Raw genomic sequence first — 19,412 nt, forward strand, 5'->3', positions numbered from 1 at the left:
ATGCATTAGGCCGCCATGACGATTTCATTGAAGGTATCGAGGTCGACATAGAAGACCTTGGTGATCTCCTCGATCAGGTCGTCGTAGTCACAGCCCTGTGACCTCAGAATGTTGATGGCGGCGATGATGTCGACGCGTTCGGTAAGCCGCCGCTTCTGGTAGTCTTCGACGTAACGTTCCATGGCTGTCCCTTAGCCTGTGTGTCCAAACGCGTTTGGACGACAATCAGATCGGGAAGCTAGGAAGCCTTGCTTGCGTGGAACTTGCAGGGCCTTTGCCGCGCCGCGATCCGTGATAACCAGACTGATACGGAAACGGCCGACTCACAAAGCCACGGAAAGACTAGCATGCGATGTTGCATGTGCCAGAGGCGCAGATGATGGATGTAAGAAATATTGGACTTGCCAATAAACTTCAAATCTTCAATGAAGTCTGGTGCCGATTCTAGACCGTGAGGAATTTGCGGACATCAGCCCGGTCTAAATCTTCCGCCGGGCCGGTGTGGACGATCAGGCCGCGATCCATGATGTTGACCTCGTCGGCGAGTTCGCGGCAGAAATCGAGATACTGTTCGACCAGAAGCACCGCAATGCCGGCCTGGTCGCGCAGGTAGCGTATGGCGCGGCCGATATCCTTGATGACGGAGGGCTGGATGCCTTCGGTCGGCTCGTCGAGCACCAGCAGCTTCGGTCGCATCACGAGTGCCCTGCCGATGGCGAGCTGCTGTTGCTGGCCCCCGGAGAGATCGCCGCCACGGCGGCCAAGCATCTGCTTGAGCACTGGAAACAGCTCGAAGACGTGCGCCGGCACGTTACGGTCGGCGCGCTTCAAGGGCGCGAAGCCGGATTCGAGATTTTCCCGCACGCTGAGCAGCGGAAAGATCTCCCTGCCCTGCGGCACGAATGCGATGCCCGACCGGGCGCGGTCATACGCCGCGCTCCGGTCGAGCGCCTTCCCCTCGAAGGCAACGCTTCCGCTCGTCAGCCTGTGGTGGCCGACGATCGATCTCATCAAACTGGTCTTGCCGACGCCGTTGCGGCCGAGCACGCAGGTGATTTTGCCCGCACCCGCCTTCAGCGACACCCCGCGCAACGCCTGAGCGGCGCCGTAGTGGAGCGTGGCATTGGAAACCTCGAGCATGTCAGCCCCTTCTCCAGAACCGAAGAAACGACATGTCGAAGCGATGGAATTGAACCCGCCAATGCATGCTCATCTCCCCAGATAGACTTCGACGACGCGCTCGTCGGCCGAAACGAAATCGAGCGTCCCTTCCGAGAGCACCGAGCCCTCATGCAGGCAGGTAACCTTGACGCCGAGTTCGCGGACGAAATGCATGTCGTGCTCGACGACAATGACCGAGTGGTCGCGGGCGATATCCCTGAGCAGCCGCGCGGTTTCCTCGGTCTCGGCATCGGTCATGCCGGCAACCGGCTCGTCGACCAGAAGCAGCTTCGGGTCCTGCGCCAGCAGCATGCCGATCTCGAGCCATTGTTTCTGGCCATGGCTTAGATTGGCGGCGAATTCGCGGCGCTTGTCGCCCAACCGGATGATGCCAAGGATATTATCGATCTGCCGCGCCTCGGCGGGCGATTGGCGATGGAACAGCGCCGGGAAGATCGAACGCGGCCCCTTCAGCGCCAGCATCAGGTTTTCTTCGATCGTGTGGCTTTCGAAAACGGTCGGCTTCTGGAATTTGCGGCCGATGCCCATCATGGCGATCTCGGCTTCGTCATGCCTGGTCAGGTCCACCTGGCCGTCGAAGAACACTTCGCCTTCGTCCGGCCTCGTCTTGCCGGTGACGATGTCCATCATTGTCGTCTTGCCGGCGCCGTTGGGGCCGATGATGGCGCGCATCTCGCCCTTGTCGAGCACCAGGGACAGATTGTTGATGGCGCGAAAGCCGTCGAAGGACACCGAGACGCCGTCGAGATAGAGGATAGTGTTGGATTTGCTCATGGGCGCTTACTCCGCCGCCTGCGGTTCGGGGCCGGACAAGGACCATTCGCCTGGATTTCGCGCTGGCGAGCGGGCAGGTTTGGATGCCGCGGACGCCATGCCAACCTCGGTGCCGGCTTCTTCAGTCAGGGACGCCACGCGCAGCGCCCTGACATTGCCGCGCCAGCTGTCCCACATGCCTATGATGCCCTTGGGCAGGAGCAAGGTGACGGCGACGAACAGGCCGCCGAGCGCGAACAGCCAGAATTCCGGCAGCACGCCGGTGAACCAGGATTTGCCAGCATTGACCAGCAACGCGCCGATGATCGGCCCGACAATAGTGCCGCGGCCGCCGACCGCCGCCCAGATCACCACCTCGATCGAATTGGACGGCTCGAATTCGCCTGGATTGATGATGCCGACCTGCGGCACATAGAGCGCGCCGGCAATGCCTGCCATGACGGCCGAAACGGTGAAAGCGAACAGCTTTACGTTCTCGGCCCGCCAGCCGAGGAAGCGCGTGCGGCTCTCGGCGTCGCGCACGGCCATCAGCAGCTTGCCGTATTTGGAGCCGACGATCGCCCAGGTGATGAAAACGGCGAGTGCCAGCATCACCGCGCTGGCCGCGAACAGTGCCGAACGGGTCGTATCGGCCTGGACGTTGAAGCCCAGGATATCCTTGAAATCGGTCAGGCCGTTATTGCCTCCGAAACCCATGTCGTTGCGGAAGAAGGCAAGCAGCAGCGCATAGGTCATCGCCTGGGTAATGATGGAGAGGTAGACACCTGTGACCCGGCTGCGGAAGGCGAACCAGCCGAAGATGAAGGCAAGCAGGCCGGGCACCGCCAGCACCATGATGGCGGCGAACCAGAAATGGTCGAAACCGGTCCAGAACCAGGGCAATTCCTTGTAGTTCAGGAACACCATGAAATCGGGCAGGATCGGGTTGCCGTAGACGCCGCGCGAGCCGATCTGGCGCATCAGATACATTCCCATCGCATAGCCGCCGAGCGCGAAGAAGGCGCCGTGGCCGAGCGAGAGGATGCCGCAATAGCCCCAGACCAGATCGAGCGAGAGCGCCAGCAGCCCATAGCAGAGATATTTGCCGGTCAGCGCCACGATATAGGACGGAATGTAGAAGGCGCTTGTCGGCGAGACGGCTAGGTTAAGCACCGGCACGATTATAGCCACTGCCAGCAGGATGAAGATGGTGATGGCGATGCGGCGGTCCGCGCCAGCGGCAAAGAATCGTCCCGATATCATGCTTCCACCGCCCTGCCCTTGAGCGCGAACAGGCCGCGCGGGCGCTTCTGGATGAACAGAATGATCAGCACCAGCACGACGATCTTGCCGAGCACCGCGCCGGCATATGGCTCGAGAACCTTGTTGACGATGCCGAGCGAAAAGGCGCCGACCAGTGTACCCCAGAGATTGCCGACACCGCCGAAGACGACCACCATGAAGCTGTCGATGATGTAGCCGCGACCAAGATTGGGCGAGACGTTGTCGATCTGGCTGAGCGCGACGCCGGCGATGCCGGCAATGCCGGATCCCAGCGCGAAGGTCAGCGCGTCGACCCAAGGCGTCCTGATGCCCATCGAGGCGGCCATGCGGCGGTTGGCGGTGACGGCGCGCATCTGCAGCCCCCAGGGCGTGCGCTTCATCACATAGAGCAACATGCCGAACACCGTGAGCGCGAACACCAGAATCCACAGACGGTTCCAGGTGATGGCCAGTTGCCCGACGTCGAAGGAGCCGGACATCCAGGACGGATTGCCGACCTCCTGGTTGGTCGGTCCGAAGATCGAGCGCACCGCCTGCTGCAGGATGAGCGAGACGCCCCAGGTCGCCAGCAGCGTCTCCAGCGGCCGGCCGTACAGGAACCGGATCACGCCGCGCTCGATGATGAGACCGACGAACGCCGCGACCAGGAAGGCGAGCGGCAGCGCGATCACCAGCGACCAGTCGAACAGGCCGGGAAAGGACGTCCGGATCACCTGCTGGACGACAAAGGTCGTATAGGCGCCAAGCATCACCATCTCGCCATGCGCCATGTTGATGACGCCCATGACGCCGAATGTGATGGCAAGCCCGATCGCGGCCAGCAGCAGCACCGAACCCAGCGAAATCCCGTACCAGATGTTCTGTCCGGCATCCCACAAGGCCAGCGTCGAATTGATGTTGGCGATCGTTGCCGTCGCCGCGTCCTTGACCGCGCCGGAGGCACTGGCCTCGACCGAAGTGAGTAGCGAAACCGCGTCGCGGTCGCCACGCGCGCCGATCAGGGCGACCGCGGCGAGTTTGTCGGTCTCGGGCCTGTCGGAAACAAGCACCGAGGCCGCGCGGGCCTGTTCGAGCAGAGCCTTGACGCTGGCCACGGTCTCGCTGGCGATTGCCGTGTCGAGTGGCTCGATGTTGGCTGCATCGGGCGTCTTGAACATGGTGCCGGCGGCGGCCAGCCGCACGGCCGGATCCTTGGCGCCAAGCGTCAACGTGCCGAGCGCATCGCGGATAACGCGGCGCAGCGTGTTGTTGACCTTGATCTTGGCGACGTCGTCCTTGGCAGCCTCGCCCGATGCTTCGCTGCTGAGCGGATCGAAAAGCTGGACGCTTTCGCCGGCTTCCTTGCCAACGAAGACCAGGGAATCGGCTTCGCGGATATAGAGATTGCCGTCGGCGAGTGCCGAAAGCGGGTGTTCGACCAAGGAATCGCCGGTGGCGGCGAGGTCATGCACGACGGCTCCGATCTCGGAAAAGCCCTTGGCGGTAGCGAACTTGGCGATGATGGCGCGCAGATCGGCTTCGCCTGCGTCCGACGACGACAGTGTCGCCAGCAGGAACAACAGCGTCAGGCCAATCGTGCGGATCAAGGTCATCGGCTTGTGTTAATCCCTGAAGGTTTGAAATGGCGCGTCCGGACAGTGGAGGAAACCGTCCGGACGCGTGCGGTCTTGGGCGTGAAGGCCCAGCCCGGGAGGATCAGTTTGTGCCCTTGCCGCCGCACTTGCCGGTGGCAACGTTGAAGTTGCCGCACGACAGCGGCTTGCGCCAATCGGAGATCAAATCCTTGGAGTCCGGCAGGTAGTCGGACCATTCGTCGCCCATCACAAGGCCCGGCGTGCGCGAAACCGTTTCGAACTGGCCGTCAGCCTGGATTTCGCCGATCAGCACCGGCTTGGTGATGTGATGGTTCGGCATCATCGTCGAGTAGCCGCCGGTCAGGTTCGGCACGGAAACGCCGATCATGGCATCGATGACCTTGTCTGGATCGGTGGTGCCGGCCTTCTCGACCGCCTTCACCCACATGTTGAAGCCGATGTAATGGGCTTCCATCGGGTCGTTGGTGGTGCGCTTGTTATTTTTGATGAACTTGTGCCAGTTGGCGATGAACTTTTTGTTCTCAGGCGTGTTGACGCTCTCGAAATAGTTCCAGGCGGCGAGATGGCCGACCAGAGGCTTGGTGTCGAGACCGGCAAGCTCTTCCTCGCCAACCGAGAAGGCCATGACCGGGATATCCTCGGCCTTGATGCCCTGGTTGCCGAGTTCCTTGTAGAACGGCACGTTGGCATCGCCATTGACGGTCGATACGACGGCGGTCTTCTTTCCGGCCGAGCCGAATTTCTTGATCGCCGAGACTTCGGTCTGCCAGTCGGAGAAGCCGAACGGCGTATAGTTGACCATGATGTCTTCGGCCGCGACGCCCTTGGCCTTCAGATAGGCTTCGAGGATCTTGTTGGTGGTTCGTGGATAGACGTAGTCGGTGCCTTCGAGCACCCAGCGCTTCACCGAACCGCCATCCTCGCTCATCAGGTAATCGACGGCCGGAATGGCCTGCTGGTTCGGCGCGGCACCCGTGTAGAAGACGTTGCGCTCGCTTTCCTCGCCCTCATACTGGACCGGATAGAACAGGATATTGTCGAGTTCGGAGAACACCGGCAGCACCGACTTGCGCGACACCGAGGTCCAGCAGCCGAACACCGCGGCGACCTTGTCCTTCGAGATCAGCTCACGCGCCTTTTCGGCGAACAGCGGCCAGTTGGAAGCCGGATCGACGACGACGGCTTCAAGCTTCTTGCCGAGCAGGCCACCCTTTGCGTTCTGCTCGTCGATGAGCATCAGCATGGCGTCCTTCAGCGTCGTCTCCGAAATCGCCATCGTGCCCGACAGCGAATGAAGAATGCCGACCTTGATCGTATCATCGGCGGCCCTGGCCGGAGCAGACATCATCAGGCCGGCGGCAACTACGCTCGCCGAGAACATTTTTGCTATTGTCGAGAAATTACCCCTCATACGGAAGACTCCCAAGCTGGTTGATTGCACCACGACTATGCAATGCAACCCCCGTGCCAACCGCTTTAGGCATGCCGAAATACACAGAATAGCCCAACGTTATCAGCGCCTTGCTATATTGGATTGAATCAAACAAAGAGAGCCGGTTTAAAATTGATTGAGGGAAATTTACGCAATGCATAAAGCATATGCCTAAGTTTTGCCCATTTTCCCCACATGCCTATATTTTGACCTTAAAGGCGGATCGCCGACGGCAAATGTTGCGGCGCGGCGCAAAAATAGGGCAAGCTTGGTCCTTCAAGCGGACGGCATCATGACATCAACCATTTCACGCATATTCATCGGCATAGTGACTCTGGCGGCGGCAACCGGAGCCGCCCGAGCCGACTTCAGCGAGGGCAGGATGCCCGACGGCATCTACCACTGCGAGGCCTACCTGCTCGGCATGTTCCTCAACCTCGGCGACATCACCATAAAGGGAAATGTCTACAGCGGCCCGGTCACGTTCGGGACCGCGCAGCAGGGCTACAACTACCAGATGGATGCAAACGGCGTGATCTCCTGGTTGGGACCGGTTGGCGGTTACACCACCGGCGGCAACTCGCTCTCGCTCACCCAGGCAACGCTGGACGGCCAGAGTCCGCCCTCCTTCGACATCATCATGAAACAGCCCGACGGCGCCTTCACCGCCACGACCTGCACCAGGGGAAGCAATCAGTAGATCTTCCTGGCAACGACACCACCTCGGTCCGCAATCCTGCCCGCCTTCTCATGTCATCTGGATGTTACCGAAGGACGGCCAGCCGGTCGGCGATATAGTCGGCCTGGCGGATCGCCAGCGAGACGCCCTCGGCGGCCTTCTCGCTCATCCGGTTGGTGCCGAGATTGTGCGTCGAGGGATAGGGTGGCGTCGGGAAGGTGCGTGTGGCGCCGACCGCATCGTAAAGCGCCGTGGCCTGCTTGTAGGCATGATTGCGCATTGCCGTATCGTTGGCATGGTCGTCGAAATGCACATCGGCGATCGGCATGCCGTGCTCGTCCTTCTCGTCGCCATGCAGCGTGATGCGGTTCTCCTCGCGGGGCATGTCCTCACCGACGATCCACAGGCCGGCCAAGTGGTCTAGTGGTCGAGCGCGGTGGTGAAGGAACGCCCCCAGCCGCCATGGAGGAGGTGTTGAAGCGAGAGGCCGCCTAGCGCCCTTTCGTGGCGACTTCGAGCGCGAGCCGACTCATGTCGGTGAAAAGCGCCTGGCGTTCGGAATAGTCGGTCTGTTCGCCGGTAAGCAGATTGTCGACGACGGTCAGCAGCGACAATGCCCTCGCGCCGAAATGGGCCGATATGCGATAGAGGGCGCTGGTTTCCATATCTACTGCCAGCGCCCCGAGCGCCCTTGCGTCGGCATAGCGGGCACGCGCTTCAGGATGGTAGAATATGTCGGTGCAGGCTGTCAGGCCGGCGTGGTGGTCGATGCCAAGTGCGGCTGCCTTGGTCAATGCGCAAGCCAGCAGCGCCGGATCCGGGCCAGCATCGGCTTCGTAAAGGCCAAAGACCTGACCGCTCTCGGTATTTTCAGGCCGTGCCGATTGCGAGATCACAAGGCTGCGCAGCTTTGCCTCGGCGCTCAGGCTGCCGCAGGTACCGGTGCGGATCAGTGTTCGGACGCCGTAAAAGTCAAGCAGTTCATGGGCGTAGATCAGGAACGATGAAACACCGATGCCCGTCGCCTGAATGCTGACAGGCTTGCCGCGAAACAAGCCGGTAAAGCCGAGAGCGCCGCGTCGGCGATTGACGCAGGCCGGCGCGTCCAAGAATGTCCGCGCCATCCACGCCGCGCGCTCCGGGTCGCCCGGCAACAAAACCGTGTCGGCGTAATCGCCTTTGCCTGCCTCGATGTGTGGCGTCAACAGCCGCTCCCCAAGCCCGCCTGCTGTATTTTCAAGAATCATGGCGTTGTTACGGCGTTGTGCAAGGGCGCCGCATTGGAAGCACCTAGGATTCAAGGACATCCTTGACGATCGTGGCCAGTTGCTTGAGCGAAAACGGCTTTGGCAGGAAGCCGAACTGCGCCTCCGCCGGCAGGTTCCTGGCAAAAGCGTCCTCGGCATAGCCGGAGACGAAGACGAACTTGATGTCCGGCTGGCGTTTGCGCAACTCACCGAGCAGGGTCGGTCCGTCCATTTCCGGCATCACCACGTCGGAAACGACGATGTCGACCTTGCCGCCCAGCGCTTCGAACACTTCCAGCGCCTCGACGCCCGAGGATGCCTCGTGAACGGTATAGCCGCGCGAGGTCAGTGCCCGCATGCCGCCCATGCGCACGGCGTCCTCATCCTCGACCAGCAGGACCGTCGCCGACCCGGACAGATCCTTGGTGCTATCGGCCAGTTTGACTGCCGCTGCCGCCGGCGCTTCACCGGCTTCGGCTGCGGTTTTCGCTTCCATGATGTGCCGCGGCAGGAAGATGCGGAAGGTCGACCCCTTGCCGACTTCGGAATCGCAGAAAATGAAGCCGCCGGTCTGCTTGATGATGCCGTAGACCATGGACAGACCAAGGCCCGTGCCCTTGCCGACCTCCTTGGTGGTGAAGAACGGCTCGAAGATCTTCTTCAGCACGTCGGGCGCGATGCCTGAACCAGTATCCTCGACTTCGACCACCACATAGTCGGCGGCCGCGAGTTCGCGATAGGGAAAGGTCTTGCATTCCTCGGCGGTCACGTTGCGGGTGCGCACGGTGAGATCGCCGCCGGCCGGCATCGCGTCGCGCGCGTTGACCGCCAGGTTGACCACCACTTGCTCGAACTGCCCGATATCGACCTTGACCGGCCACAAGTCGCGGCCGTGGTCGACCTTGAGCTTGATGTCGTTGCCGACCAGCCGGGCAAGCAGCATCCTGAGATCGGCGAGCACGTCGGTGAGGTTCAGCACTTCCGGCCGCAGCGTCTGCTTGCGCGAGAAGGCCAGCAACTGCCTGACCAGGGAGGCGGCGCGATTGGCGTTCTGCTTGATGTTCATGATGTCGGGGAAGGACGGATCCGACGGCCGGTGATTGGTCAAAAGCAGGTCGGACGCCATGATGATGGCGGTCAGCACATTGTTGAAGTCGTGCGCGATGCCACCGGCGAGCTGGCCGACGGCCTGCATCTTCTGGCTTTGCGCCATCTGCCCTTCGAGCGCCTTCTGCTCGGTTGTCTCGACGGCGTAGACGATGGCCGCTTCCTCGGCCCCTTCGCCGCCGGTGCCATCGGCCACGGCGTTGACGTAGAAACGGATATGCCGCTCATCATTGCCGGGCAGCACGGTCTCGATTGGATCGATGTCGGCCTGCCGCTGCCGGGCTTTCTCGAACGCCGCCGCAAAGGCCGGCCGGTCGCGCTCATGGATCACCGTGTCGAGCCGCACGCGGCGATCCACGGCATCGCGATCGACCACCGAGGAAAACAGCGACAGGAACGGCGCGTTGGTGCGCAGGATGCGCCCGCTGGCATCGACACCGGCAATCGCCATCGGTGTCGAGTTGAAAAAGCGGGTGAAGCGCACTTCCGAGGCGCGCAAGTCGGCCGAGGCATCCTCGCCCTGTGTGCGGTTGAGCACGATGGTGCGGGTTGGCCCGCCGACGCCCTCACGGCTGGCCGAAACGCGATGCATGAAGCGCACCGGCAGCGCCTCGCCGGTCATCGTCGTCAAATCGAGATCGATGACCGCATTGCGCGTCGTGCCGGGGTCCGCCTTGACGGAGCGCACCAGCGCCATGCCGTCACCGGCAACAATATCCGGCAAGGCGACGGCACCGGGGGTGAAGCTGGCGAGATCGATGCCCAGCCATCCGGCGAGCGTGGCGTTGATGTAGGTGACGCGGCCGTCCTGGTCGGCCGAAAAGAAGCCGGCCGGCGCGTGGTCGAGGTGGTCGATTGCCTTCTGCAGATCGAGGAAGAAACGCTCCTGCTCGGCCCGCTCTTGCGAAATGTCGGCGAGCTGCCAGGCCAGCATAGGCAGCCGCTGGCCCGGAACGCTGAACGCACGGGCGCGTGCCCGGTACCAGCGCGCGCCCGGTTCGGCCCCGGGCCGGATCGATTGCGCGAGCCGGAACTCGCCGTCGCCCGGCTGCCCGTCACGCAAGCCGGACGCCAGACGGTAAATGGTCACCGAGGCTTCGGGGACATCGGAGAGCAATCCTTCGACCGTCTTCAGGTCAGCGGCCGACGAGGCGCCGGTCATATCGGCATAGGCGCGGTTGGCGTAGACGACACGACCCTTGGTATCCGTGACCAGCAGGCCCTGCGACATCGAATCGACGAAGGCCTTGGACAGTTCGTCGCCCGTCGAGCGCGGTGTGATCTGCACGAAGCCGATCGCGGTCGCGAACAGGAAGCCGACACCGATCATCGCCAGTACGCCGAGCATGCCGAGCAGGAACGGATCGCCGAGGCGCTCGCGGAAAAAGCCGAAGACGATTGCGGCGCCCGTCAGGACGACGATGAAGATGATAAGCCGGGTGACCGCGCCCGGTCGCGTATTCTGGTCGACGATCGGTGCCGGATAGAAATCGCCGCGCGCTTCCTTGGCCATATGCCCCCTGCTCATGAAATCCGATGTTCCGACACCCGCCCCCAATGCATGTCGCCCAAAATGACTTCGGTTTTGGGAAAGCGACATGCATGAAAAACACGGACCTGAAACGCGTCGCATGAATCCGTTTCAGCGCGACGCGCTTTAGCCGGTTGAATCACATTCTCCTGGTCTGGAAAAGGCCCGGGCGGCAAATGTCGGATAAAAATGCTGTCGGCTGGCCTTCCCTGTGTTTCAAGCTGTTCACGATGCGTGAAGGCAACTTGCGGTAGCCAGTCGCAACGGTCTAGTGTCGCGTCACTTCCAAACCGATCGGGGGAAACCAATGCAGTGGCTGGATAGCGTGGCGGGTCCCGGTTATGCGGCGGCACTCCTGTGGACCTTCGCGGCGCTGATCCTGCTGGTCATCGTTCTCATCATCGTCAGGCTTGTGCGCAACCTGACCTTCGGCACGTTTGTCGCCGGTGGTCGCAACCGCAAGACACGGCTCGCCGTCATGGACGCAACCGCCGTCGACAGCCATCGCCGGCTGGTGCTGGTGCGACGCGACGACATCGAACATCTGCTTCTGATCGGCGGCCCGACCGACGTCGTTGTCGAACGCGACATCCGCCTCGCCGCGCCGCGCCGTCCGGCGTTGACCGGAGACGGGGGCCTGCAGCCTGTCCCGGCGGCCGCGGCCCCGGCTGCGAAGCCGCGGTCGCCGCAGCCCCCTCCCGTGCCTCCGAGACAAGCACCCGCTCCGCAGCCGGTGGCCATGGCACAGCCAGCCCGCCAGCGTCCGGCGGCGCCACCACCGGCTCCGGCGCCCGCACCGAAACCAGCGGCGCAAGCCTATCCATCGACCAATGTCACGCCGCTGCCTGCCTATGGCTCCGCTAACGCCAATGCCGCCAGGCACACGCCACCAGCGCCGACGCAGGACAGCATCGATGACACGCTGATGAAGGAACTCGAGGTTTCGCTCGACCAGCCCCGCTCCGGCGGCCCGGTAGGCAAACCGGCAGCCAAGGCGCCGCCCTCGCTCGACGATGAAATGACCAGGCTGTTGGGCGAACTTTCAAGCCAAAAGAAATGAACTGCGCCTGAGTCGCCTGCCAGTGACGTGGCTGGCCGGCATTCAAGCGTGTTCGAAACTATTGACGATGGCACGCATCGAACAAAAATGGCCGGACAGCCGGCCATCTGGAAATCAATGCAAAGGCGGTCTATCAATCGTCGCGATAGACCTTTTCACGGCGCTCGTGCCGTTCTTGCGCTTCGATCGACAAGGTGGCGATCGGGCGCGCGTCGAGACGCTTCAAGGCGATCGGCTCACCGGTTTCTTCGCAATAGCCGTAGGTGCCTTCATCGATGCGCTGGAGCGCCGAATCGATCTTCGAGATGAGTTTCCGCTGACGGTCGCGGGCCCTGAGCTCGATGGCGCGGTCGGTTTCCGAAGAGGCGCGGTCGGCGAGGTCGGGATGGTTGGCGTTTTCCTGCTGCAGGATTTCGAGGGTTTCGCGCGCCTCGCGCAAGATGTCATTTTTCCAGGTGACGAGCTTCTGCCGGAAGTAGGATTTCTGCCGTTCGTTCATGAACGGCTCGTCTTCGGAGGGTACGTAATCGGCGGTAACGATGTCGTTCATTCGACTCACCCAACAGCCCCAAATTTGGCGCCTATATATTCGCCACCAGACGCCTGCACAAGCGCAATCAGCCACCGACTCACGCAATTGTTAAAGTGCGTCTCCGGGCTTCTCCGGAGCGGCATAAATCTGTTTTGATGGCGAAAGTACGACGATCCTCGCCTATCTCCCTGCAAGTGATTCGCCGCGCCGAAGCACGCACACCATTGTGCGTGCGGCTTTTCTCGTAGCTAATCGCGGCAGGACTTCAGCTTTCGGGCACGTTGGAGGTTGGGTGAGCAGGCTTTATCTGTTGCGACACGCCAAGGCCGGTTGGGCCTTGCCGGGCATGCGTGATTTCGATCGTCCATTGGACGCATCCGGCCACGCCGATGCCGAAAAAATGGGGACCGCGATGCGTTCCCGCTCCTATGTGCCGGACCTGACGCTGTGCTCCAACGCCAAACGCGCCAGGGAAACCCTCGAGGGTCTGGCCGGCCAGACCGACACAGGCAAGGTGCTGTTTTTCGACGCGCTCTACAGCGAGGACGCGGCCTGCTATCTCCGCCTCGTCCGGGATCATGGCGGCCCCGGTTCATTGCTGGTCATAGGCCACAACCCGATGACGGAGGATCTCGCCATGGCGATTTCGGGCGATGGCGGCGAGGCGGAGCGGGCAATGCTCAATCATGGCTTTCCAACTTCGGGTCTTGCGGTCGTCCGTTTCCCCGGCGATCTGGCGAAAGCGACCCAGGGAGCGGGCTATCTCGAAGCGTTCCTGACACCGGCCGATCCCTGATGCCGATTCCCAGCGCCATTTCAAAGCCGGGTTCCAGCGCCTATATCGGGCGGACGCAAGCCCGAGAGATCATGTTTTGGCATCATCGCTGACCACCTTCACCGACGAGGCAAGAATTGCCCTCGACACATTGTCGGGACGTGCCACCGGACTTTTTTCTCCATCGCTGCGTCTGGGTGTCACGGGTCTCTCCCGCGCCGGCAAGACCGTCTTCATCTCGGCCTTCGTCCACAATCTGATCCACGGCGGACGTCTGCCGCTGTTCGAGGCGCAGAAATCGGGGCGTATCGCGCGCGCCTTCCTCGAACAGCAGCCCGACGACGCCGTGCCGCGTTTTCAATACGAGGACCACATCGCCGCTTTGGTCAACGATCGCGTCTGGCCGGACTCGACCCGCGCCATTTCGGAACTGCGGCTGACGATCGAATATGAATCGGCCTCCGGCTGGAACCGCATGTTCTCGTCGGGCAAGCTGTCGGTCGACATCGTCGATTACCCCGGCGAATGGCTGCTTGACCTGCCGCTGCTCGGCAAATCCTTCGCCGATTTTTCGCGCGAAGCCCTCGAAATGGCCACGCTGCCGGTCCGCGAGGACCTTTCGCGGGCCTGGCGAGCGATCTCGGCGGAAATCGACCCGAATGCCGACGCCGACGAAATAACGGCACGCCGGCTGGCTGAAAGCTTCGCCGCCTATCTCAAGGCATGCAAGCTCGACGAACGGGCGCTTTCGACCTTGCCGCCCGGTCGTTTCCTGATGCCCGGCGATCTCGAAGGCTCGCCCGCGCTGACTTTCGCGCCGCTGGCCGGCCTGGGCGACAGGCGTGCGCGCAACGGCTCGTTGCACGCCATGATGGAACGGCGCTACGAGGCCTACAAGACGCATGTCGTCAAACCGTTCTTCCGCGAGCACATCACGCGCCTGGACCGCCAGATCGTGCTCATCGACGCCATGCAGGCGCTGAACGCCGGGCCTGGTGCCATGGCCGACCTGGAGCGCGCCGTCACCGAGATCCTCGGCTGTTTTCGCCCCGGCCGGGGCAGCTTCATAACCGACCTGTTCTCCCGGCGTATCGACCGCATCCTGGTCGCAGCGACCAAGGCAGATCATCTGCACCACGAAAGCCATGACCGGCTGCAGGCGATCGTACGGCGCCTTGCCGACCGCGCCGTGGCGCGGGCGAATTTCACCGGCGCCGATGTCGACGTCGTCGCCATGGCGGCGGTGCGCGCCACCCGCGAAGGCACCGTCAAACAGGGCCGAGAGACATTGCCTGTTATCATCGGCACGCCGATCGCCGGCGAGAAGATCGATGGTGAAACATTCGACGGAAAGACGGAAACAGCTATATTTCCTGGTGATTTGCCAGAGAACATTGATGCTGTTTTCGACCTTTCGGGGCCGGATCACAGGCAGGACTCCACGGACCCGGCAATCCGCTTCGTCCGGTTCCGTCCGCCGAAACTCGAACGCACGGCCGAAGGTATCACGCTATCGCTGCCGCATATCAGGCTCGACCGCGCCTTGCAGTTCCTGATCGGAGACCATCTGGCATGACCGCGCCCCGCAAACCGGCGGCATTCCGCATCGAGGCTGAAGCCGCGCCGAGACAAGACGCGCCACAAGCACGCCAGACCGAACCGTCGCGCAGACCGCGCTCCATGAAAGCCGATGTGGCGCTGCTCATCCCGGCGGAGGTCGACGTCTTCGACGAACCGGAAGTTATTGCCGCCGAGCCGCCGCCATCGGTCGCCCCCAGAAGGCGCTCGGTTCTCGGCAGCATCTTCTTCGGCGCCTTCGGCGTGCTGGTTTCGCTGGCTGTCGGCCTGTGGACCGACCAGTTGATACGCGATCTCTTTGCCCGCGCCGAATGGCTGGGCTGGCTGGCCGCCGGGATGGGGGCGATTGCGTTGCTGGCGCTTCTGGTAATCCTGATTCGCGAATTCCTGGCCATCGCCCGCCTCGCCGAGGTCGAAAAGCTGCAGAAGCGCGCACTCGATGCCATCGCGCGCGACGATCCTAAGGCGGCACGCGCGGTGGTCGACGAGCTGTCGGCCTTTGTCGCGGCCAAACCCGAGACCGCTGCCGGCCGGCGCGCGCTGGCCGAATTGCGCGGCGAGATCATCGACGGCGCCAATCTGGTGCGCCTGGCGGAGGCTGAAATCCTCGGCCCCCTCGATGTCAGGGCTAAGGTGATGATTCTCGAGGCCGCCAAGCGGGTCTCGCTGGTGACGGCGGTGAGCCCGCGCGCGCTGGTCGATGTCACTTATGTCGTGTTCGAGGCCGGGCGCCTCATCCGCCGGTTGTCGGAACTCTATGGCGGACGGCCCGGAACGCTGGGTTTTTTCCGCTTGGCGCGCAGCGTACTGGCGCATCTGGCGGTCACCGGTTCGATCGCCATCGGCGACAGTTTCGTCCAGCAGATCGTCGGCCACGGCCTGGCGGCCCGCCTCTCGGCAAAGCTGGGCGAAGGCGTCGTGAACGGCATGATGACGGCGCGCATCGGTCTCGCCGCGATGGAGACGGTGCGCCCCCTGCCCTTCAGCGCAGCCAGGCGCCCGGGACTGGGCGATTTCCTCGCCGCGTTGACTTCGTTCGCAACCAAGAAAGACGCCGAGACAGCCGGCTCTGGCAAATAGCGTCCACCTCTTCGGAACGATGATCGGACTGCTGTTTCGAGGGCCCGCGGTGACGAAGCATTAACCAATCTTCTTCATGGTCGAACCGGTTTCAAACAGCCTCGTTGTTGCCGGGTGTCGTCGATGAAAAGCGTAATACTGTCCAGCGTCCTGCCCCTGGCGGCGGTGATCACAGCTGTCGTCGGCATCGCCTCGGCGGCCTCTGCCACGGAACCGGACAAGCAGTTTTTCCAGTCGGCCGAAGGCAAATGGGTTGGCCCGGGCGAGATCGTCGCCGGCAAGTACAAGGGCACGAAATTCAACTGCAGCTTCACCGGTTCCACGCCGGACGGCAAGATGGGCATGACACTGGACGGCGGCTGCCGGGTCGGCATGTTCACCCAGCCCATGTCGGCCAAGATCGAGCGCAAGGGCCGCGACTACAAGGGTTCCTTCATGGGCGGCGCTGCCGGCGCCGGCCTCGATATTATCGGCGGCAACGTCGTCGACGCCCACAAGGTGGTCTTCACCATCAACCGCAACCAATTGCGCGGTGTCATGCAGGCCCGCATTCCCGACGACAATTCCATGACGGTAACGGTTGCCGTGCGCGTTCAGGACCAGTTGGTGCCCGTCATCGGCATGAGCCTGAAGCGCGTCGATGCCGTCGAAGTCGGCTCCATCGCGCCGAACTGAGCGCACCCTCGCCTCTGTTTCTTTGCGCAATTCCGGTCGGAAAAACACTTTTCCTAGGATTGTTCGAATACATCCCACAAAACATAGAGGCGGCAGCCCATCGCCACCGCCTCCTTGGAAACGGACGAACCAGGCGTCAGCCCTTGATCGCCTTGGTCAGCTCGTCATACGCCTTGCAGGCATCGGCCAGGGTCGTGGAACCCTGATACTTGGTCGTCACTGCCTGGACCTTGGCGGTCAGGTCAGCCGCCTTGGACGGATCCTTGGTGATCGCCTCCTGCAACGCGGCGGCCATTTCCTGCGCCTTCTTGGTCGCGATCTCGGTCGTGCATTCCGGCGCCTTCGAACAGGCCGAGCCGGCAAGCACCGCCAGCCCGACGGCAACGAGCAAAAACTTCTTCATGTCAGTCATCTCCTCAAAAGGGTGCGACTTGATCGCCGCTCACCCCCAATGGCCGAAGCCGAGCGTGCTTAGCCTTCGATTGCGGCAACAAGCAACGCGCGCATGGCGTAAACTTGTGTAAAGAGCCTGCTGCAACATTGCGGCGGTTCGATTTCAGCCCTTCCATATCAGCTGGCGCAAAGTTCAGCCGCGAGGCTGCAGCAGAGCGAGCACAGCTGTCGATGCAGCAAGGACGGCCGTAACGGTCAACGGCGCCGTGGCACCATAGGTGTCCACGACGTAGCCACCGACAACCGCGCCGATCGTGATGGCAACCTGGAAAGAGACGACCATCAGGCTGCCCGCTGCTTCCAGCGCGTCAGGTGCCGCACGTGAGAGATTGGTTGGCAGCACCACCGGCCCCATGCCGAAGGCGAAGCCCCAAAGCGTGACAAACCCGAAGGCAACGCCAATGTGCACGCCCCAAAGCACCAAGGCCAGCGCCGCGACCGCCATTAACGCGGCGGTGACCACGAGAGCCATGTGAATATTGGCATCGGCCATGCGACCGCCGGCAATGTTGCCGATCACGGCGGCGATGCCAAATCCAAGCAGAGCCAGGGCAATTGGACCGGTTGCAAGCAGCGTGACGTGTTCGAGGAAGGGCCGCACATAGACAGAACCAGCAAAATGCCCCGTCATCAGCAAGACAATAGCCAACATGCCGATTTGAATGCCGCGCCGCCGTGTAAGCCGAAACACGTCCGCAAGACTGTTGCTCGCTGTCGCCGGCAAGGTCGGCAGGCTGAGCAACTGCGCCAACATGGCCAATACGGCCAGCCCCGCTGTCATGGCCATGGCGCTGCGCCATCCCAGCCAGTCGCTGATCAACGCCCCCATCGACGGCGCGGCAATGGTGGCGAGCGAGACGCCGAGGGTGACGATAGCCATGCCCCGGCCTGTCGCATTGGCGCCAACCAGCCTCGCCACGACGGCGACCGAAAGTGCCCAGAAGGCGCTGAGAGCGATCCCCAGCCCGGCCCGGCCTAACAACAACAGCCAGAAATTGGGTGCCAGCGCCGCAAGAATATTGGAAGCGACCGCCAAGGCCATGAGACCGACCAGCACCGTCTTGCGGTTCAGTCGGCCGATGAGAACATTGCTCAACATGGCCGTCACGGCGCCGACGGAAGCTGTGGCGGTGACGACCTGTCCGGCCGTTCCCTCACTGATGCCGAGATCGCGCGCCATTGGCGTCAGCAGGCCTGCCGGCAGGAATTCGGCCGACACCAGGGCAAAGCTGGTGGCCGCCAGTGAAATGACCGCGAACCAGGTGGCTGCGCTCCACGCGGCTGGCGTGTCGGCGTCAGGGCCAATGGCGGAGTCTTCAAGCTGTAATGTTGTGTCTGTCACGGAAAGATCTCCAAAGTTTGGAGATCTTCATAGACGAGTTATGTCGGATGATATGTATCCTAAAATCCGAAATTCATGTCTATTCGTCCGGAATTTGTGCGACGCACAATTCCCGGCGAGACATTGGTGATGCGCTTGAACGCGCGAGCGAAGGATGCCTCGGAATCATAACCCAAACGGGTAGCGACCTCGGCAACCGACAAGCCGCCCTGCCCCAACAACTCGCGGGCAAGCTGCATGCGCAGACGGGCGAGATAGCGTGCCGCACCCTCGCCTAACACCGCGCTGAAACGCGCGGCGAAAATCGATCGCGATTGGCCTGCCACGCTTGCAAGGCTTCCCAGCGTCCAGTTGTGGCCGGGGTCTCGATGCATGGCTGCAAGAGCGCGGCCGATATGGGGATCGCGGATGGCTGTCAGCCAACCTGTGGTCGAGGCTCCGTTGCAATTGACCCAACAGCGGATGAGCCGGGCTGTCAGCAAATCCGCCATACGCGACAAGATGGTGGCGCTGCCCATCTGCGGTTGTGCGGCCTCCATCGTCATAGCCGCCAGCAAAGGACCAACGACCGGGTCATTGCCGGCCACGTCGCACCCCTTGATGACAGGCGGCATCAGCGTGATCAATGGATTGAGCGCACAGGAGTCCAAGGCCATGGATCCGCAGAAAAGGGTGCTTGTCGCGCCTGTCCCTTCCCGCACCACTTCGCAGACATTGCCCCCTAACTTGATCACCTGGCAGCCCTCAAGCGAGTCGCCCACCACGTCCGGCGCACTCGCCAGCCGATGGGCGATGCCCTGCGGCAGCAGCACCAGATCGCCATCGCGCAACTCTTGCCAGCCTTGCGCTTCGGTATGAATCCAGCACGGACCCTGGCCGACAAAGTGAAAACGTAGCAGCGATTGTCGCGTAAATTCTATGCTCCATGGATGTCGGAGCTCGCAGCGACCATAATTGACGCCACTCAGGCGAAAGTCTTGCAGGACTTCGCTGAGCGCGTCCATCGGGATATGGGGCGGCGAAGCCGGCTGGGACGAACGATCAAGCATGCAGCTGATATAGATGCCGAACGTCCCGCAGACAAGCGGAGACCATTGTTCCACCGGG

17 protein-coding genes and 2 pseudogenes are annotated in these 19,412 nt (G+C 62.3%); 6 read left to right on the forward strand and 13 right to left on the reverse strand.

Annotation, left to right across the window (positions count from 1 at the left end; genetic code table 11):
* Positions 1-5: 5 nt before the first annotated feature.
* The 6 genes and pseudogenes from ACVWWD_RS22235 to urtA all read right to left on the reverse strand — a co-directional run.
* A complete protein-coding gene (locus ACVWWD_RS22235; RefSeq protein ID WP_013531844.1) occupies positions 6-182 on the reverse strand; it encodes a hypothetical protein in 177 nt (58 codons plus the stop codon).
* A 262-nt stretch (positions 183-444) separates the two neighbouring features.
* Entirely contained in the window at positions 445-1,140 is a 696-nt protein-coding gene (gene urtE, locus ACVWWD_RS22240; RefSeq protein ID WP_023773887.1) for an urea ABC transporter ATP-binding subunit UrtE, read from the reverse strand.
* Positions 1,141-1,209: 69 nt separating this feature from the next.
* On the reverse strand, positions 1,210-1,956 hold the full coding sequence (urtD, locus tag ACVWWD_RS22245; RefSeq protein WP_023783987.1) for an urea ABC transporter ATP-binding protein UrtD: 747 nt from the start codon (positions 1,954-1,956) through the stop codon (positions 1,210-1,212).
* 6 nt (positions 1,957-1,962) lie between these two features.
* Positions 1,963-3,198 (reverse strand): urea ABC transporter permease subunit UrtC, encoded by a 1,236-nt coding sequence (urtC, locus tag ACVWWD_RS22250; RefSeq protein ID WP_352551629.1) that lies wholly within the window; start codon positions 3,196-3,198, stop codon positions 1,963-1,965.
* Entirely contained in the window at positions 3,195-4,811 is a 1,617-nt protein-coding gene (gene urtB / locus ACVWWD_RS22255) for an urea ABC transporter permease subunit UrtB (protein WP_023795234.1), read from the reverse strand. Before urtB ends, urtC begins: the two co-directional genes overlap by 4 nt.
* Positions 4,812-4,914: 103 nt before the next feature.
* Positions 4,915-6,147, reverse strand: a pseudogene (urtA, locus tag ACVWWD_RS22260) (urea ABC transporter substrate-binding protein); the annotation flags it as partial.
* Positions 6,148-6,538: 391 nt separating this feature from the next.
* On the opposite strand from urtA, the gene ACVWWD_RS22265 reads away from it, so the two are divergent.
* The gene (locus ACVWWD_RS22265; RefSeq protein ID WP_023783984.1) at positions 6,539-6,946 is read left to right on the forward strand and encodes a hypothetical protein; all 408 of its coding nucleotides are present in this window, start codon (positions 6,539-6,541) and stop codon (positions 6,944-6,946) included.
* 64 nt (positions 6,947-7,010) lie between these two features.
* Here ACVWWD_RS22265 and ACVWWD_RS22270 read toward each other — a convergent pair.
* From ACVWWD_RS22270 to cckA, 3 genes and pseudogenes are all read right to left on the reverse strand, one after another.
* Positions 7,011-7,387 (reverse strand): annotated as a pseudogene (locus tag ACVWWD_RS22270) (GMC oxidoreductase); the annotation flags it as partial.
* Between the two features lie 29 nt (positions 7,388-7,416).
* On the reverse strand, positions 7,417-8,130 hold the full coding sequence (locus ACVWWD_RS22275; protein ID WP_352551627.1) for a purine-nucleoside phosphorylase: 714 nt from the start codon (positions 8,128-8,130) through the stop codon (positions 7,417-7,419).
* 85 nt (positions 8,131-8,215) lie between these two features.
* Positions 8,216-10,792, reverse strand: a complete 2,577-nt coding sequence (gene cckA, locus ACVWWD_RS22280; protein WP_023783981.1) for a cell cycle histidine kinase CckA — start codon at positions 10,790-10,792, stop codon at positions 8,216-8,218.
* A gap of 325 nt (positions 10,793-11,117) precedes the next feature.
* Between cckA and ACVWWD_RS22285 the strand changes: the two genes are divergently transcribed.
* The gene (locus ACVWWD_RS22285) at positions 11,118-11,870 is read left to right on the forward strand and encodes a hypothetical protein (RefSeq protein ID WP_352551625.1); all 753 of its coding nucleotides are present in this window, start codon (positions 11,118-11,120) and stop codon (positions 11,868-11,870) included.
* A 133-nt stretch (positions 11,871-12,003) separates the two neighbouring features.
* Here ACVWWD_RS22285 and dksA read toward each other — a convergent pair whose 3' ends face one another.
* Complete coding sequence (gene dksA / locus ACVWWD_RS22290; protein WP_015317688.1) at positions 12,004-12,420, reverse strand: RNA polymerase-binding protein DksA; 417 nt, start codon at positions 12,418-12,420, stop codon at positions 12,004-12,006.
* Positions 12,421-12,694: 274 nt separating this feature from the next.
* On the opposite strand from dksA, the gene ACVWWD_RS22295 reads away from it, so the two are divergent.
* The 4 genes from ACVWWD_RS22295 (at position 12,695) to ACVWWD_RS22310 (ending at position 16,510) form a co-directional block, all read left to right on the forward strand.
* Positions 12,695-13,198, forward strand: coding sequence for a SixA phosphatase family protein (locus ACVWWD_RS22295; protein WP_023773895.1), 504 nt, complete (start codon positions 12,695-12,697; stop codon positions 13,196-13,198).
* A 76-nt stretch (positions 13,199-13,274) separates the two neighbouring features.
* Complete coding sequence (locus tag ACVWWD_RS22300; protein WP_352551621.1) at positions 13,275-14,753, forward strand: YcjX family GTP-binding protein; 1,479 nt, start codon at positions 13,275-13,277, stop codon at positions 14,751-14,753.
* Positions 14,750-15,835: a YcjF family protein gene (locus ACVWWD_RS22305; RefSeq protein WP_352551619.1), complete on the forward strand. Its 1,086-nt coding sequence runs from the start codon at positions 14,750-14,752 to the stop codon at positions 15,833-15,835. Before ACVWWD_RS22300 ends, ACVWWD_RS22305 begins: the two co-directional genes overlap by 4 nt.
* Positions 15,836-15,958: 123 nt before the next feature.
* On the forward strand, positions 15,959-16,510 hold the full coding sequence (locus ACVWWD_RS22310) for a hypothetical protein (RefSeq protein WP_015317684.1): 552 nt from the start codon (positions 15,959-15,961) through the stop codon (positions 16,508-16,510).
* Between the two features lie 136 nt (positions 16,511-16,646).
* Here the strand turns inward: ACVWWD_RS22310 and ACVWWD_RS22315 are convergent, their stop codons facing one another.
* The 3 genes from ACVWWD_RS22315 to ACVWWD_RS22325 form a co-directional block, all read right to left on the reverse strand.
* Entirely contained in the window at positions 16,647-16,913 is a 267-nt protein-coding gene (locus ACVWWD_RS22315; protein ID WP_023773897.1) for a hypothetical protein, read from the reverse strand.
* A 183-nt stretch (positions 16,914-17,096) separates the two neighbouring features.
* Positions 17,097-18,305 (reverse strand): MFS transporter, encoded by a 1,209-nt coding sequence (locus ACVWWD_RS22320; protein ID WP_457103384.1) that lies wholly within the window; start codon positions 18,303-18,305, stop codon positions 17,097-17,099.
* A 59-nt stretch (positions 18,306-18,364) separates the two neighbouring features.
* Positions 18,365-19,354: an AraC family transcriptional regulator gene (locus ACVWWD_RS22325; protein ID WP_352551646.1), complete on the reverse strand. Its 990-nt coding sequence runs from the start codon at positions 19,352-19,354 to the stop codon at positions 18,365-18,367.
* Positions 19,355-19,412: the final 58 nt, after the last annotated feature.

Source organism: Mesorhizobium sp. URHB0026 (assembly GCF_054059755.1).

Excerpts from the sequence above, each read along its gene's own strand:
- cckA (WP_023783981.1), bottom strand. The coding sequence starts at position 10,792 with ATGGCCAAGGAAGCGCGCGGCGATTTCTATCCGGCACCGATCGTCGAC.
- ACVWWD_RS22310 (WP_015317684.1), top strand. The coding sequence starts at position 15,959 with ATGAAAAGCGTAATACTGTCCAGCGTCCTGCCCCTGGCGGCGGTGATC.
- ACVWWD_RS22315 (WP_023773897.1), bottom strand. The coding sequence starts at position 16,913 with ATGAAGAAGTTTTTGCTCGTTGCCGTCGGGCTGGCGGTGCTTGCCGGC.
- ACVWWD_RS22265 (WP_023783984.1), top strand. The coding sequence starts at position 6,539 with ATGACATCAACCATTTCACGCATATTCATCGGCATAGTGACTCTGGCG.
- ACVWWD_RS22305 (WP_352551619.1), top strand. The coding sequence starts at position 14,750 with ATGACCGCGCCCCGCAAACCGGCGGCATTCCGCATCGAGGCTGAAGCC.
- urtD (WP_023783987.1), bottom strand. The coding sequence starts at position 1,956 with ATGAGCAAATCCAACACTATCCTCTATCTCGACGGCGTCTCGGTGTCC.
- ACVWWD_RS22235 (WP_013531844.1), bottom strand. The coding sequence starts at position 182 with ATGGAACGTTACGTCGAAGACTACCAGAAGCGGCGGCTTACCGAACGC.
- urtE (WP_023773887.1), bottom strand. The coding sequence starts at position 1,140 with ATGCTCGAGGTTTCCAATGCCACGCTCCACTACGGCGCCGCTCAGGCG.
- dksA (WP_015317688.1), bottom strand. The coding sequence starts at position 12,420 with ATGAACGACATCGTTACCGCCGATTACGTACCCTCCGAAGACGAGCCG.
- ACVWWD_RS22325 (WP_352551646.1), bottom strand. The coding sequence starts at position 19,354 with ATGCTTGATCGTTCGTCCCAGCCGGCTTCGCCGCCCCATATCCCGATG.
- urtB (WP_023795234.1), bottom strand. The coding sequence starts at position 4,811 with ATGACCTTGATCCGCACGATTGGCCTGACGCTGTTGTTCCTGCTGGCG.
- urtC (WP_352551629.1), bottom strand. The coding sequence starts at position 3,198 with ATGATATCGGGACGATTCTTTGCCGCTGGCGCGGACCGCCGCATCGCC.
- ACVWWD_RS22285 (WP_352551625.1), top strand. The coding sequence starts at position 11,118 with ATGCAGTGGCTGGATAGCGTGGCGGGTCCCGGTTATGCGGCGGCACTC.